The organism is Rhodococcus sp. 105337 (assembly GCF_012844225.1).
Taxonomy (GTDB): domain Bacteria; phylum Actinomycetota; class Actinomycetes; order Mycobacteriales; family Mycobacteriaceae; genus Rhodococcus.
This window is the reverse complement of the sequence record NZ_JABAGQ010000016.1, coordinates 1-15,480: the sequence shown is the minus strand read 5'-3', so window position 1 is coordinate 15,480 and position 15,480 is coordinate 1. Positions and strand designations below refer to the sequence as shown.

At 66.2% G+C, this 15,480-nt stretch carries 12 protein-coding genes; 2 read left to right on the top strand and 10 right to left on the bottom strand.

The window, feature by feature from the left end:
* Entirely contained in the window at nt 1-3,870 is a 3,870-nt protein-coding gene (locus tag HF886_RS19610) for a Pls/PosA family non-ribosomal peptide synthetase (protein ID WP_346765421.1), read from the top strand.
* Nucleotides 3,867-5,216, top strand: coding sequence for a M1 family metallopeptidase (locus HF886_RS19605; RefSeq protein ID WP_296551680.1), 1,350 nt, complete (start codon nt 3,867-3,869; stop codon nt 5,214-5,216). The genes HF886_RS19610 and HF886_RS19605 overlap by 4 nt, the downstream gene beginning before the upstream one ends.
* 35 nt (nt 5,217-5,251) lie before the next feature.
* Here HF886_RS19605 and HF886_RS19600 read toward each other — a convergent pair whose 3' ends face one another.
* The 10 genes from HF886_RS19600 to HF886_RS19555 all read right to left on the bottom strand — a co-directional run bounded on the left by HF886_RS19600 (nt 5,252) and on the right by HF886_RS19555 (nt 15,444).
* Nucleotides 5,252-5,881: a hypothetical protein gene (locus HF886_RS19600; protein WP_206038966.1), complete on the bottom strand. Its 630-nt coding sequence runs from the start codon at nt 5,879-5,881 to the stop codon at nt 5,252-5,254.
* A gap of 33 nt (nt 5,882-5,914) precedes the next feature.
* Nucleotides 5,915-7,201: an MlaD family protein gene (locus HF886_RS19595; RefSeq protein WP_169653239.1), complete on the bottom strand. Its 1,287-nt coding sequence runs from the start codon at nt 7,199-7,201 to the stop codon at nt 5,915-5,917.
* Nucleotides 7,198-8,277: an MlaD family protein gene (locus tag HF886_RS19590; protein ID WP_240955239.1), complete on the bottom strand. Its 1,080-nt coding sequence runs from the start codon at nt 8,275-8,277 to the stop codon at nt 7,198-7,200. Before HF886_RS19590 ends, HF886_RS19595 begins: the two co-directional genes overlap by 4 nt.
* Before the next feature lie 20 nt (nt 8,278-8,297).
* Nucleotides 8,298-9,404, bottom strand: coding sequence for an MCE family protein (locus tag HF886_RS19585; protein WP_169653238.1), 1,107 nt, complete (start codon nt 9,402-9,404; stop codon nt 8,298-8,300).
* Entirely contained in the window at nt 9,401-10,450 is a 1,050-nt protein-coding gene (locus HF886_RS19580; protein WP_240955238.1) for an MCE family protein, read from the bottom strand. Before HF886_RS19580 ends, HF886_RS19585 begins: the two co-directional genes overlap by 4 nt.
* A gap of 5 nt (nt 10,451-10,455) precedes the next feature.
* On the bottom strand, nt 10,456-11,493 hold the full coding sequence (locus HF886_RS19575) for an MCE family protein (RefSeq protein ID WP_169653237.1): 1,038 nt from the start codon (nt 11,491-11,493) through the stop codon (nt 10,456-10,458).
* Nucleotides 11,490-12,794, bottom strand: a complete 1,305-nt coding sequence (locus HF886_RS19570) for an MCE family protein (protein ID WP_169653236.1) — start codon at nt 12,792-12,794, stop codon at nt 11,490-11,492. Before HF886_RS19570 ends, HF886_RS19575 begins: the two co-directional genes overlap by 4 nt.
* Nucleotides 12,795-12,797: 3 nt before the next feature.
* Nucleotides 12,798-13,637: an ABC transporter permease gene (locus tag HF886_RS19565; protein WP_346765420.1), complete on the bottom strand. Its 840-nt coding sequence runs from the start codon at nt 13,635-13,637 to the stop codon at nt 12,798-12,800.
* 15 nt (nt 13,638-13,652) lie between these two features.
* The gene (locus HF886_RS19560) at nt 13,653-14,486 is read right to left on the bottom strand and encodes an ABC transporter permease (protein ID WP_169653234.1); all 834 of its coding nucleotides are present in this window, start codon (nt 14,484-14,486) and stop codon (nt 13,653-13,655) included.
* Between the two features lie 400 nt (nt 14,487-14,886).
* Nucleotides 14,887-15,444: a TetR/AcrR family transcriptional regulator gene (locus HF886_RS19555; RefSeq protein ID WP_169653233.1), complete on the bottom strand. Its 558-nt coding sequence runs from the start codon at nt 15,442-15,444 to the stop codon at nt 14,887-14,889.
* Between the last annotated feature and the right edge of the window lie 36 nt (nt 15,445-15,480).

The following is a 15,480-nucleotide window of genomic DNA, read 5'->3' as shown; positions in this document are numbered from 1 at the left end:
GTGATCCCCGCAGAGTTTCTTCGCGCGTCGCACGCACCGCCACCCCGCACCCTCGTCGACATCCTGCGCGCGACCGCCGAGGCGCATCCCGACGCACCGGCGATCGACGACGGCACCGGCGTCATCGGCTACGCGGAACTGCTCGAGAAAGTCAGGGTGGGCGCGTACGCCCTCCTCGACGCCGGCGTCGGTGCGGGCGATCGGGTCGGGGTTCGGATGACCTCGGGCAGAGCCGAGCTGTATGTGACCATCCTGGCGATCCTGGCCGCGGGCGCGGCCTACGTTCCCGTGGACGCCGACGACCCGGACGAGCGCGCCGACCTGGTGTTTTCCGAGGCCCGGGTGACCGCCGTCGTCACCGACGACGGCATCGGTCCCGGTACCGCTCCCGTACGGGCCGACCCGCCGCTGCGCGGTCCACGGCTCGAGGACGATGCGTGGATCATCTTCACGTCGGGATCGACCGGCACTCCGAAGGGCGTGGCGGTGACGCACCTCAACGCCGCCGCATTCGTCGACGCCGAAGCGCGATTGTTCTGCCGAGACGCCCCGATCGGGCCGGGAGACCGGGTGCTGGCCGGCCTGTCGGTCGCATTCGACGCCTCATGTGAGGAGATGTGGCTCGCGTGGCGCCACGGCGCGTGCCTGGTACCCGCTCCGCGCTCATTGGTCCGGTCCGGCATGGACCTCGGCCCCTGGCTGATCTCCCGTGACATCAGCGTCGTCTCCACCGTGCCGACCCTCGCCGCGATGTGGCCGGCCGAATCTCTCGAAGCGGTGCGGCTGCTCATTTTCGGCGGCGAGTCGTGCCCGCCGGACCTCGTCGAACGGCTCGCTGTTCCGGGACGAGAGCTGTGGAACACCTACGGTCCGACGGAAGCCACCGTCGTCGCGTGCGCCTCACTCATGGACGGCTCCGGGCCGGTCCGCATCGGGCTGCCCCTCGACGGCTGGGATCTCGCTGTCGTCGACGCCGAGGGCAACCCCGTCGCCGAGGGAGAAGCCGGTGAACTCGTCATCGGCGGCGTGGGACTGGCGCGATACCTCGACCCGGCGAAGGACGCCGAAAAGTACGCGCCCATGCCGAGTCTCGGATGGTCGCGCGCCTACCGCAGCGGTGACCTCGTCGTGCTCGACCGGCAAGGACTGCTGTTCCAGGGGCGTGCCGACGATCAGGTGAAGATCGGCGGACGCCGCATCGAACTCGGTGAGGTCGACAATGCCTTGCAGAACCTGCCGGGCGTCGCCGGCGCCGCCTGCGCCGTCCGTACGACGGCGACGGGACACTCGGTTCTCGTCGGCTACCTCGCCTCGACGGACCCCGACTTCGATCTGGCGGCCGCGCACGACCTCCTGTCCGAGCAGCTTCCTGCCGCCCTCGTGCCCCGGCTCGCCCGGGTCGACGAACTCCCCACCCGAACCTCGGGGAAAGTGGACCGCAACGCCTTGCCGTGGCCGCTCCCCGGCGCAGACGCCGACTCGATCGACGCCCTCGGTCTCGACCCCACCGCCGCGTGGCTGGCGGGGTTGTGGACGGACATCCTCGGCGCTCCCATCGACGGCCTGGACGACGATTTCTTCGAACTCGGCGGGGGTTCGCTCGCAGCCGCCCAGCTCGTCACCGCCATTCGTGCCCGCTACCCGGAAATGACCGTCGCACAGCTGTACGACCGGCCGCGCCTCGGGTCCCTCGCCGTCTACTTGGACGAACTGGCTCCGACGACCGCTGCCACGCACCGCGTGGTCGCTCCGGTGTCGCGTCGCGCACAGTTCGCGCAGATCGTCGCGACCGTGCCGCTCATGACGCTCACCGGACTGCAGTGGGTCGTCTGGCTCGCGATCCTCAACAACGTCGTCAGCCTGGTCGTCGACGTGCCGTGGACGGTTACCCTGTCGTGGTGGTGGACCGCGTTCGGTGCCGCCCTGTTCCTTACCCCTCCCGGGCGCATGGCGCTTGCCGTCGTGGGAGCGCGGCTGCTGCTCCGCGATGTGGTTCCCGGAAGTTACCCGCGGGGCGGCTCGGTGCACCTGCGACTGTGGACGGCGCTACGCCTGTCCGACGCCGTCGGAGCAACCAACATTTCGGGCGCCCCGTGGATGCGGAACTACGCTCGTGCCCTGGGAGCGAAGGTGGGACGAGATGTCGACCTCCACAGCCTTCCCCCGATCACCGGGCTCCTCGAACTCGGCGACGGCTGCTCGATCGAACCCGAGGTCGATCTGTCGGGTCACTGGGTCGACGGCGACCTCGTCCACATCGGCACCATCCGGGTGGGTGCCGGCGCGGCCGTCGGTGCCCGCTCGTTCCTCGCCCCCGGTGCGCGCATCGGCAAGAATGCCGAAGTCGAGGCCGGCTCCGCGGTGTTCGGGCGCGTGAAGTCCGGGCAGCACTGGGCTGGGTCGCCGGCCAAGAAGATCGGCAAGGCCGACCGTCCCTGGCCCTCGGAGGCACCACCCCGCGGAGCCCGCTGGATTCCCGTCTACGCCTTGACCTCCGTCCTCCTCGGCGGCCTGCCGATCGCGTCGATCGCGGCAGGTGTCGCGCTACTCGTGTGGTGGGTGCGCGACACCGCGACCGTCGCAGACGCCGTTCCCCGGTCCCTGGCGATGCTTCCGGTCGCGGCGTTGCTGACCATGTTCGTCTTCGCACTCACCACGCTGATCGCCGTGCGACTGTTGTCGATTCGTATGACGGAGGGCTGGCATCCGGTCCGGAGCCGCATCGGCTGGCAGGTGTGGGCCACCGAGCGTCTGATGGATTCGTCGCGCACCTTCCTCTTCCCGCTGTACGCGTCGATGCTCACGCCGGGCTGGCTCCGGCTCCTCGGCGCCGACATCGGCAAGGACGTCGAGGCGTCGACGGTGCTCATGGTGCCCAAGTTCACGAAGGTCGCCGACGGAGCCTTCCTGGCCGACGACACGATGGTCGCGTCGTACGAACTCGGGGGCGGCTGGCTCTACATCTCGCACGCCAAAGTCGGAAAGCGGGCGTTCCTCGGTAATTCCGGTATGGCGGCGCCCGGCCGCCGTGTCCCGAAGCACGGTCTCGTCGCGGTCCTCTCGGCCGCACCCCAGAAAGCGAAATCGGGGTCGTCCTGGCTCGGCAGTCCCCCGGTGCGACTGCGCCGCGCTGCGGGTGAGGGCGATGCGAGCCGCACGTTCGCACCGTCGCCGAAGCTGCGGATCGCCCGCGGTCTCGTCGAGACCTGCCGGCTCGTCCCGATGATCGTCACGTTCGGGATCGGGCTGGGAGTTCTCTTCACACTCAACACGCTCGCGTCGCACTTCGGGTACCGGATCGCCGTCCTGCTCGGCGGTGTGGTGCTGATGGCCGCCGGCGCGGTCGCGTGCCTGGTGACGATCGCGGCGAAATGGCTGATCGTGGGGCGCATCGGCCGAGAAGAACATCCGCTGTGGAGTTCATTCGTGTGGCGCAACGAAGTATCGGACACCTTCGTCGAGACCGTCGCCGCGCCGTGGTTCGCCCGCGCGGCGACGGGCACCGCGGCCACGAACCTGTGGCTGCGCGCACTCGGTTCCACGATCGGACGCGGAGTGTGGTGCGAAAGCTACTGGCTGCCCGAAGCGGACCTCGTGACGCTGGGCGACGGCGCGACAGTGGAACGCGGGTGCGTTGTACAGACACACTTGTTCCATGATCGGATCATGGCCATGGACACCGTGACTCTCGGCGCCGGCGCGAGCCTCGGCCCCCAGTGCGTCGCGCTACCCGCATCGGGGATCGGTGACGGCGCCACTGTCGGACCCGCATCTCTGGTGATGCGCGGCGACGTCGTGCCACCGTCGACCCGCTGGCAGGGCAACCCGATCTCGGCGTGGACGTCCCCGGGCGACTGGTCACCGCGGTGAAACCGATCAAGGCCGCGAAGCCGGTGCCGCCCGTGACCGCCGACCGTCCCCTCGACCCGTACCTTCCGACCAGCGGCAACCGCGGCTACCGCGTGTCGCGGTACGAACTCGATCTCGCCTACAAGATCATGGCGAACCGGTTGGAGGGCCGGGCCGTCATCATCGCGACGACCACCGATGTGCGGGGAAAGTTCGCACTCGACCTCGCACCGTCGATGCGCGTGTCCAAGGTGACGGTCAACGGGCGACGACCCGCCAAGTTCGTGCACCGCGGCGGCAAGCTCACCGTCACCCCCGCGGACGCCATCCCCGCGGGCGCGGTGCTGACCCTCTCCGTCCAGTACGCCGGCACCCCCACACCGCTCCACACCATGTGGGGTGATGTCGGGTGGGAGGAACTCGAGGAGGGCTCGCTCGTCGCGAGCCAGCCCAACGGCGCTCCGTCGTGGTTTCCGTGCGACGACCATCCCGGATCGAAAGCGACCTACCGCATCTCGATCACCACGGACGCGCCGTTCCAGGCGATCGCGAACGGAACGCTCGTCCACAAGACGACCAAATCCAGCCGGACCACGTGGGTCTACGAGCAACCCGAGCCGATGGCGACGTACCTGGCGACCGTGCAGATCGGGCACTACGAGATGCGCGCGATCGCGTCGTCGCCGGTGCCGCAGTACGCGGTACACCCGTCACGCCTGCGCGACGCGTTCGACAAGGACTTCGGGCGGCAACAGGAGATGCTCGAGTTGTTCACGCGCCTGTTCGGCCCGTACCCCTTCGCGCACTACACGGCCCTGGTGACCGACGACGACCTCGAGATCCCCATCGAGGCGCAGGGTCTGTCCACGTTCGGGGCCAATTTCTGCGACGGGCACAGGACCGAAGAACGGCTCGTGGCACACGAATTGGCTCACCAATGGTTCGGCAACAGCCTGACTCTGTCTCGCTGGTGCGACATCTGGCTCCACGAAGGTTTCGCGTGTTACGCCGAGTGGCTGTGGTCCGAGAACTCCGGTGGTCCGTCTGCCCAGGCCCTCGCGGCCGACGCGTATCGCGGCCTTTCCCGCAAGCCCCAGGACATCCTCCTCGAGGATCCCGGCGCGAAGGACATGTTCGACGACCGGATCTACAAGCGCGGAGCGCTCACCCTGCATGCGTTGCGCCTGACTCTGGGCGACGACTCGTTTTTCACGCTTCTCCGGACATGGACGTCGGAACATCGCCATTCCAACGTCACGACGACACAATTCAAAGATCTCGCTGCTCGCTTCTCCGACACCTCGCTGCGCCCCCTGTGGGATGCGTGGCTGGGCCAGAAGGAACTTCCGGCACCCCCGAGAATCTGATCGGCGGAGAATCTGATCGGCGGGGACGGGACGGTTCAGGGCAGATCGACCTGCGACGCGAGCCAGCGACCGTCGACCAGTTCCATGGTCATCACGACGCGGCTGCGGTCGAGCCGCGGCTCGGGAACGAGTGCATTGGTCACGGACTGGTCGATGAACAACAGCACCTCGACCTTCGTCGGTGTCGCGGACTTGATACCCGACTCCACGACGACACCCTCGGCCTGCGCCTGATTGTCGATCAGCAACTGCCGGAGTTGCTCACTCGACTCCGCGTACATCTTCTCGAACTCGCCGGTTGCCCCGTCGAGGACTGCGGCGAAATCACTCTCGAGGTCGGCACCGACCGAGGTGAGGGTGACGGCGTACTGCCGTGCGACGTCGGAGGCCTCACGGGCTGCGCTCTCGACGGCCTTCGCGTCGCGCAGTTGCACACCGAACACCGCGGCTGTCGCAGTTGCAGCGAGTGCGAGAACCACCAGCACCGCGAACCCTGCCCTGCGGAACGTCCGGGATACCGACGGCCGCCCGTCCCCGGCGGGGTTCGCCGGTGTCGTGCCGTCCGCCTGCGTATCCGGTGATTGGGTGGCGGTGGCATTTTCGGTGACGGTGGCCCTTTCGGTGCCGGCCACGTCTTCTCCGACTGTCGCGATCTCGGTACTCATGTGCGTTCTCCATTCGGGCTTTCGGTAACCGGCTCAGTTGACGCTTTCCCAGTGCATGGTCGGACCGCCGTATTCGAGCGGAACCGTCCGAGGCCCGATGGGAGTCGGATCTGCGCGCCGAAGCGGATCTGCACCCGGCGGCAATCCGGCCGCACCTTCCTCTCCCACAGGGCGCGGCGCATTGCGCGCGCCCCGAACGAGAGTCGACGGATCGGGGTTGTTGCAGTACGTGTACAGAAACGGCTCGGGGAAACTCGGAATCGTCGGCGACTCACGCGGCAGGTCGTAGTCGCACGAATATCGAGGGTAGATGTTGACGAGAGCCCAGACGCCGTCGTCACGGAACGCCGTCATGAGCGCCTCCAGCGTGGACCCGTCCCGCTCGCTCGGGAAGAAGAACTCTTCGAGCGCGGGCACCCTCACGTACGCCATCTGCGCGACGGTGGTGAGATTGCCCAGCAGCTGCACCATCGTGGGCGAATTCTCGGCGATGATCGCGTCGGCCGCCGCCATCGTGTCGGGAGCCGTCTGCACGAACGACCGGAATCCCTCATCCATCGATTCGATTCCACCGAGCGTGTGCGCCATTTCTGCCGACACGGCCTGCAGGCCGGGCGCGGCGTCGGCAAGCGTCCCGAGCACGACCTTCCCGGTGCGCAGGAGCGTGCCCGTCTGCGGCAGCACTCCGTCGAGTGCCGAAATGAGGAAGGTGCCGCCGTCGACGATGTCGGACAGTTTCCGGGGTCCTTCCGGTCCGACACCGAGTTCGTCCACGATGGTCTGCAACGACGCGGGATCGATTTGCGCGAGCATGCCGTCCATGTCGTGCATGAGCGCCGACAACGGGACAGGTGTGGTGGTGTCGTCCGACGAGATCTCCGCTCCGTCTTCGAGATACGGACCGTCATCGGTAGCGGGCCGGAAGTCGAGATACTGTTCGCCCGCGAGCGACAGTCCCGCCACCCGCACCTCACCACCGATCGGAATCCGGGTCCGGGAATCGATCTCGGCCAGCACGACAACGCCGTCGCCGGTCAGGTCCACGGAGGTCACACTTCCGACGGGTACACCACGGAGGGCCACGTCGCGCCCCGGAAGGATGCCGCCGGAATCGTCGAAATGGACTCGTACGCGGATCGTCCCGCCCGACAGCCCCAGATCGAAGACACCGAACACCAGATAGCCGACACCCAGGATTCCGGTCATCACGAGTGCCGCGAGCGACAACCCCAACCGATGGGCGTTTCCGATGCGGACCCCGGACACCACCCCGCCCGCAACCACGTCCGGTACTCGCCGCACTCCTGGCCGGTGGGTCATCCTCCCGCCTCCAGCCGGCCCTGCAGACGTGTCAGCGTGTACGTCAGCGTTCCCACGAAGGCTTGCCAATCCGTGTCGTCGGGCAACCGGCTTCCCGGATCGCCCGGGTGCCCCGGAATCGGCTCGGATCCGATCACCAACTGCTCGAGGTCCGCGTCGGTGTTCGCCGCCGTGCTGCTCGTGACTTTCATGATCGGTGCCAGCAATCTGTTGACGGCGGAGAGCTCGGCCTCCGGATCGGTCGCCGCCGCATTCAGCTCTGCCGCAATGCGGTTGATGTCTGCGATCATGCTGCGGGTATCGGTGTCCTGCACCGCCGGAAATCGCTGGATCTGCCGGCTGATGCGGTCGACTTGCGAGACCAGATCGAGCACCTGCGACGTCTCGGCGGCCACCACGTCCAGTGCGGGCCGCGCCGCGAGTACGACGTCGTCGATCGTCGACCGGCGCTCCGAGATCGTCGTGATCAGTTGATCCGTACGGACGAGCGTCTCCTCGATCTCGTCGGTACGTCGTGCGATCAGCCCGAGCAGTCGCGTCGATTCGTTCACGAGATTCGCGAGGTTGTCGCCACGTCCCCCGACCGCCTCCCCCAGACCGTTGACGATCTTCGTGAAATTGCGGAGGGCACCGCCGTTGACGAGAACCGATGCAGTGGAGAGCAATTCCTCGAGGGTCGCTGCCGCCGAGGTCGAAGACAGCGGAATGGTGTCGCCTTCCCGGAGTGGCGTGGCGCCGGTGGCCTCGGGCGGCGGCTGCAAGGCCACGAACACATCGCCGAGGGGGGTGGCCGAACGAAGTTCGGCGGTCGTACCTGCCTCGACGGTCACGCCGCTCGCGATGCGCATCGTGACCACCGCTGTGTAATCCTGCACCACCATCGACGCGACTTCACCGATGTCGGCTCCCGACAACTTCACCTTTGCCTTCGTCGGCAGGTTCAACGCGTTCTCGAAAGTCGCGTGCAGTGAATACGACTCGCCGCCCACTCCCGGTTCGGGCAGTGGAAGATCTTCCAATCCGACGGAGCATGCCGTCGTGGCGAGCACCGCCGCCCCCGTACCCACGACCGCCATCCGGCGCCACCACGAGCACATCATCTCGGAAGCCCCGCGATTCCCTCGAGCATCGAGGCGATCCCGAATCCCGGACCGAAGTCCTTCAGGGTGCCCGTGCTGCACCCGAGGTCGCGCATCTCGAGAAGAGTGCATACCTGGGACACGAGTTCTCCGTCGAAAAAGACCTTCTCGAGTTGCGCGTGTACCCGGGCAGCCCCGGTCTCCTGATCGATCGCGTTGTACGCGTTGTCCATCAGCAGTGGCGCAAGATCGAGAAACTCGCCGACCTCGTTGCGGTAATCGGCGAGCGCACGGGTGACGGTCTCCGCATTCGTCATCGTGGAGCGAATCGGTTCACGGTTGTCCTGCAGCAGAGAGGTCGCCTGCGCGAGAACCTCGTTGATGTACGTTCCGGTATCCCCCCACCCGAGGTTCGACTCGGCGAGCATCTCGCTCAGCCTTCCGGTCGCCTCTCCGAACTCTCGGATATCCGCGTCGTTCGCGGCGGCCGTGCTGCTCAGGACGGAGAGGTTGTCGACGATCGCGGTCAGCTGGTTTCCGGTTGTGGCACCCTGGTCCGCACTCAGCTTCATCGCTTCGGACAGCCTCCCGAGTGCACTTCTGATTCCCACTCCGTTCCCCGCGGTCATGCCGACGCCGAGGTCGAGCAGACTCGATACCGGACCGTTGCCCTCGCCGTCACCCTCGAGTTCCAGCGCCATCGTGTCGGCCATCGCCAGCAGTCTGTCGAACTCGATGGGGGTCCGGGTGCGGTCCAGTTCGATGGTGTCGTTGTCCTGCAGCACTTCCCCGCCCGCGTAGACGGGAGTGAGTTCGACATGCCGGTCCGTCAGCACCGAGGTGGACACGGCGACCGCCTGGACGTCCGCCGGGATGTCGGTATCGCCGTCGATCTCCATCGTGACGGCCACGTGAGTACCCCGGGCCTCGATGGTGGTGACCCGGCCGACCGCAATGCCGAGTACCGCGACCTCATTTCCCTCGTAGAGTCCTGCTGCACTGTCGAAGCGCGCGGTGACGGTGATCGAGTCCGGTTCGGCCGATACGCGGCCGGCAACGACAGCAGCCACGGCGACGACCATCGCGGCGATCACCACTGTGACCAGAACGGTCCTCGATCTCATTCGCACTCCCCGAGGTAAGCGGTCAGGCTGGGGTCGCCGGTGTGACCGGCCAGAGCGCACATCCACGAATCGATCATCGGCCCTGCCGGTGCGGTGAAATCGACCTCGTTGGCCGTCCCCGACGCGTTCGCGAAGTTCCTGATCGGTACCGGAAGGATCTGAAGGATGTTGCGGAACAATGCGTCGTTGTTGCTCAACGTGTGCAGCAGCCCGCTGAGGCTCGCTATGAGCGAGTCGATCTCCGTACGGTCGTCGACGACGACCGAGTGAAGGACCTCGACCAGTTCCGCCGTCGAGGTCAGCAACCGCTGGATCAGGTTCTGCCGGGACTCGAGTTCGTGCATCAGATCACGACCGTCCCGCACCAGGGAACCCAGACTGTGTTGCTGCGCGCGCACGATGCTTGTCATCGAGGCGGTGGCTTCCAGAATCGACCCGATCTGATCGCGTCGATCGGCGACGGTGCCCGACAGGCTCTCGATATTCGCCATCACCTGAGGCAACAGCGCGGGGACCCCGTCGAGTTCGGCGGAGAGCGTCTCGAGTGTCGTGCCCAGCCGTTCCGCGTCCACCTGCTCGAACGTCGTGGTTGCGTCGGCCAGGACGGCCTGCAGGTCGTAGGGGACCACGGTGTTCGAGAGCGGAATCCGGTTGTCCGGTAGGGGTGCCGCACCGGCCGGACGAAGTTCCACGTAACGGGATCCGAGCAGTGTGGTGAGCTTGATCGAGGCGATCGTGTCGACGCCCAGATGCACACCTCGATCGATGTCCATCTCGACGAGCACGTGTTGTCCGTCGAGCCGGGTGGCTTCGACCGTCCCGACCTGGATACCTGCGATCGTCACACCGTCACCGGGTGTGATCCGGGCAGCCTGCGCGAACTCGGCTTCGTACCGCACCGAGCCGAACCCTGCACCGGAGACGACCACGGTGGCTGCCAGTGCCACGATGACGGCGAGGACGGTCAGGGTGCCCAGCAGGAGCGGACTTCGGTCCTCGAGCGTGGGTTTCCGCGCTCGCGTGGTTGCCGTCTTCTTCGGCATCATGCGCATCACCCGCACACCGGGGAGTACGTGGCACGGCCCTCGGGCGTGGCCTGCGCGACGAGCGTCGGAATGACGTTGCTCAGAGCGGGTATCAGCGTGACGTTGAAGTTGCACAGGTACGTGCTGAGATAGCTGCCGTCCTGGCTCACCCGGGCGAGGCCCTTGAGCAGCCCCGGCAGGTTCCTCCCGAAATACTCGAACTCCTCCAGGTTGTCCATGTAGTGCCCTGTGAATCCAGGCTCCCTGGCGAGCATGTCGTGCAGATCGGGTTGTATCTCCGCACTCAGCGTGGCAAGGCGGTCGACGGTCGTGGCGATCGAGTCCATCGACTCGATCGTCTCGGTGCGCTGCGCCGACAGTTCCGCCAAGATCGCTCGAGCGCTGCCGATGACGGAGTCGACGTCCCCGCTCTGCGTCGCCAGATCGTTGATCACTCCGTCGAGATCGACAATGATGTCCCCGAGAATCCTGTCGGGCTCGGCCAGGGACTCTGCGAGACGCGATGTTTCGGCCACGAGCGTGGTCACGGACCCGGCGTCGCCCTGCAGCGCAGCGATGATCGCTCCGGTGATCTCGTCCACCTGCTCCGGATCGAGCACGCTGAAGAGAGGTTCGAAACCGTTGAGCAGCACAGAAATATCGAAGGACGGCTCGGTTCGCTCGAGCGGTATCTCGGCGTGTGCGGGAAGCGGGGTCACGGACCCGCCGTCACCGAGCGACAAACCGAGATACCGCTGGCCGATGATGTTCTGATAGGTGATCGCGGCTTCGGTGTTGTCGTACACGACCTGATCCGATTCGATGCGGAAGGCCACGCGCGCAACAGTGTCGTCGAGTTCGATCGAATCGATGCGTCCCACCCGGACACCGGCCATCCGCACGTCGTCTCCCACCCTGAGCCCGGACACGTCGCTGAAGACCGCGCTGTACGGTGTCGTCGAACCGTTCACGCCGCGCTGGAGGGTAACGAGCACGGGCCAGGTCAGCGCGATGGACACGATCAGGAACAGGCTCAGGCCTATCAGCGGTGTGCGGTAGCTCATCTCGGCGCTCCGTCCCCGTCGGGGATGATGCTCACGACGGCTCCACGCGCCACAGGACCGAGAAGCAACTCGGCCGCGGCCGACGCATCGCCTCCGAGAATCTTGCCGAGGAGCTCCTTTTCCTGCTCGCCGCCGACCGGACCGACGTTGCCGCCGACCGGCACGGTGCTGACGATCGGCGGCTCCCTGTCCAGGGACGAGATCGGCGGCGCGCCCGTGTCCGGTGCGGTGGCGCAGCTCGCGCCCGCGAGGTCACCGTAGCGAGGGCAGTCGGCTCGTGTGTACATGCGGTGCGGTGTGAACTGGAAGATGAACTTGCCCATCCCCCGCTCGTCGCCTTCCGGCCAGAAACTCTCGAACCATTTGTCGGAGATACGGCGCATCCTCACAGTGATCGGCGTGAACGCGGACGACCCGTCCGCCACTACGCCCAGTACAGGCGTCAACGCCGCCGTAACCCCCATCACCGTGTCCGCGTGTTTCTCCATGCCCGTCGCCAGCGACGACAGGGTGCTGGCGCCGGCAGCGAGGAAAGTGTCCAGTTCGGCCTGCTGCTCCGTGATCGTGCGCATCGGAACGACAGCGTGATGGACGGCGTCGAGTAGTTCCGGCGCCGACTCGCTGAGCCCCCGCACCGCGTCCGACAGGGCAACCAGTGTCGACGGTCCTCCGTCGGGCGCGAGGACGGCTCCGACCTCTCGCACAATTCGGTCGAGTTGCGCCCCGGCGGTGACGATGTCGTCTCCACGCCGGTCGGTGGCCTCGGCCACGGCGGCGAGAACACCGAGAGTGTGCTGCATTTCGGCTCTCGCTGTCGCGGCTGTGATCTCGCGAAGCTTCGTCAGTGCGGTCTGCAACTGCACGGTCGACAAGCTGGTGTCCTGGAGGATCGTCGACCCGTCGTGCAGCGGTGGCGCCGCACCGTTGTCGACAAGTTGGACCGACGACACCGCGAAGACATTGCTCGGCACGACGCGGGCCGTCACACTGCCCGGAATACTCTGTGCGTACCCGGGTTTCAACGACATCAGTACGACCCCGGCACGCTCTCCCTCGGGCCGGCGAACGTCGCTGACCTCCCCCACGAGGACCCCGCGGAACTTCACGTCCGAACGGGCAGGCAGACCGTCCCCGATGTCGGACAATGCCGCCTCGACGTCGACCGTCTCCGTGAATCTGCCGTCGACCTTCACGACCACGAGGACCACCAGCGTCACAGCGACGAGCAACGCGACGGCGCCGGCAGTGAACAGCCTGGTGGGGGTCATCTGCCCGGTATCGCTTTCCAGAATGATCGCCATCTGCTATCCCCCGAGCCTCGCACCCGACCCGATGCCCCACAGCGCGACCGTCATGAGGAGATTGACCACGATCATCGCGGAGATACTGGCGCGCATCGCGCGACCGGCCGCGGTGCCTACGCCCTGCGGCCCCCCGGAGGCATAGAACCCGTAGTAGCACTGGATCGTCGTCGTGATGATGACGAAGACAATCGTTTTGAGCAGCGAATAGAAGATGTCCGTGCCGCTGAGCACCAAGGCGAAATAATGCGCGTACGTGCCCGACGAGACACCTCCGGTGAAACCGATGACGGCTTGCACCGCAACGTAGTTCACCGTGAGACACACGAGGTACAACGGAACGACAGCCACGACCGATGCGAGTAGCCGAGTGGTGACCAGGTACGGGATCGAGCGGATCGCCAGTGATTCCATCGCGTCGATCTCCTCGGAGATCCGCATCGCACCCAACTGCGCGGTGAACCGGCAACCAGCCTGCGCCGCAAACGCGAGCGACGCCATGATCGGTGCGAGTTCCCGGGTGGTCGCCGTCGACGCCACCATTCCGGTCGCAGGCTCGAGGCCCAGCAGATGCAGTGCGTTGTAGCCTTCGATCGCCACGATCGCTCCGGCGGACGCTCCCAGGACGATGATCACGCCCGCGGTGCCGCCGCCGACAACGAGCGATCCATTTCCCCACGTGACATCGGACAGGATGCGCAAGAACTCTTTTCTGTAGTGACGCAGCGTCGTGGGGACGGCCGCAATCGCGCGCAGCAGGAACACGACCATGTGCCCGAGTCGCTGGATCGATCTTGCCTGCGCTCTGCCCGCGACGACGAACGGGCGCGTGCCGCGAGGCACGTACCGGGAGGCCACTCAGAACCCCGTCCGCGGGAACAGCAGCACATACACCTGCGTGAAGACGACGTTCACGATCATGAGCAGAAGGATCGAGGCAACGACGGTCGCGTTGACGGAGTTGGCCACTCCCGCGGGCCCGCCCCGGGTCGACAGACCCTTCTGACACGCGACGATGGCGACGATGGCGCCGAACACCGTCGCTTTGATCATCGTCAGCACGAAGTCGCCGATGGTCGCGAACGAGGCGAAAGTCGACACGAAACTACCGGGTGTGCCGTTCATGACGAACGTGTTGAAGAGATAGCCCGAGAGAAATCCTACGAAGCACACCAGCCCGGTCAGGGCGAGCCCGACCACGACGGCGGCGACGAGGCGTGGAACGACGAGCCGGCGGATCACCGACAAGCCCATGACTTCCATTGCGTCGATCTCGTCTCGGATCTTTCGGGACCCGAGGTCCGCGCACACCGCCGAACCGGCCGCGGACGCCATGAGCAGGGCCGCGACCATGGGTGCTCCCTGCTTGATGACTGCCAGGCCGCTCGCCGCACCGGCAAGAGAGGTCGCGCCGACCTGGCCGGCCAGCAAACCGAACTGGATCGACAGCGTCACGCCGATCGGCACTGCGACGAACATCGTCGGCAACGCCGAGGCCGAAGCCATGAACGCGGCCTGCCGAACGAACTCCACGAACGGAAACCGCAGAGTGAAGACATCGATGAACAGATACTGGACAACGCGGAAACCCAGGACGAATTGACCGCCCACGGTCTCGAGTGCGGCAATGGGGTGACGACGAAGGTATCCCCGTGCCCAACCACCGATCTCGTTGACCGCAGGCGTCGCCATCACCGCTCACCTTGCGTTCCGGCGCCGACCGGACCAGAGCTCAGCGGGAACCGGCAGCGCGACGCCGATCTCGAAATGGTCTGTGCCACGGCCGTTCCCCCTCGACAGTGAGAAAGCGCGTGTGCGGCATTCGCCGGCACACCGAAAGCATCATCGAAAAGCGCTGCACGCGTAGGCATATCGGAGAAACTCGGAAACCGAAGCAATTCTCGGGCATATCGATTCGGGCGACAACCGTCGGGTCACCGACACGACGGCGCGCATCCAGGGGCAGGCTCGACGACCCGCGGGCGACCGGACGTCGAGACGAGATCTTCCCGCTCATCAAGGTAGAAGACAATTCTCATTCATGCAATGGATGTTTTCGAATTGCTTGCCGGCGGTGGGCGCGCCGTCGGCGTTATCGCAGGTCGGAGCGACCGCGCACGTTGCCGATCGCCCGGTCGGCGGCCTCGTTCTCGAGGACTCCCAGGCACCAGTCGATGAGCTCGATGGTTTCGGCATGCCCCGCGGTGACGCCCAATGCCTCCTCCATGACGACGACACGGGAAATGCTCGTCATCAGGACCGACACCACCACGGCCGGAATCCTCGATACGTCGTACTCGGTGCGTGCGAGAACCTGCTCGGCCGCGGCCAGCTGACCCACGCGGAACAGTTCCGAGTAACGCGCGATTTCCGCACGCAAGGCGGGACGATGGCGGGCCAGCGCGATGAACTCCATGGTCACCGCAACGCCGGTCGAGTCGGTACTGAAGTTCCACAGCGCCCGCAGAGGGTGGGGCGCGTCCAGGATCGCTGCCTGGATCTGCAAGCCCTCTTCCGCACGACGCCGAAAGACCTCCATGAAGAGGTCGTCCATGGTGCGGAAGTAATAGTGGACCAACTGCGGTTTGAGGGCAGCCTTGTCTGCAACCCGGGTAAGTCCCGGGAAGTGGTGGGAATCGGCTGAGCGCATCCGGCCAGGTCCGCGGCGTGTCGCTCCCTCGCCGAG

Bases quoted from the DNA above. Each gene is read 5' to 3' on its own strand.
- HF886_RS19595 (WP_169653239.1), bottom strand. From the start codon at position 7,201: ATGACCCACCGGCCAGGAGTGCGGCGAGTACCGGACGTGGTTGCGGGC.
- HF886_RS19575 (WP_169653237.1), bottom strand. From the start codon at position 11,493: ATGAGCTACCGCACACCGCTGATAGGCCTGAGCCTGTTCCTGATCGTG.
- HF886_RS19555 (WP_169653233.1), bottom strand. From the start codon at position 15,444: ATGCGCTCAGCCGATTCCCACCACTTCCCGGGACTTACCCGGGTTGCA.
- HF886_RS19585 (WP_169653238.1), bottom strand. From the start codon at position 9,404: ATGAGATCGAGGACCGTTCTGGTCACAGTGGTGATCGCCGCGATGGTC.
- HF886_RS19580 (WP_240955238.1), bottom strand. From the start codon at position 10,450: ATGATGCCGAAGAAGACGGCAACCACGCGAGCGCGGAAACCCACGCTC.
- HF886_RS19590 (WP_240955239.1), bottom strand. From the start codon at position 8,277: ATGGCGGTCGTGGGTACGGGGGCGGCGGTGCTCGCCACGACGGCATGC.
- HF886_RS19570 (WP_169653236.1), bottom strand. From the start codon at position 12,794: ATGGCGATCATTCTGGAAAGCGATACCGGGCAGATGACCCCCACCAGG.
- HF886_RS19600 (WP_206038966.1), bottom strand. From the start codon at position 5,881: ATGAGTACCGAGATCGCGACAGTCGGAGAAGACGTGGCCGGCACCGAA.
- HF886_RS19560 (WP_169653234.1), bottom strand. From the start codon at position 14,486: ATGGCGACGCCTGCGGTCAACGAGATCGGTGGTTGGGCACGGGGATAC.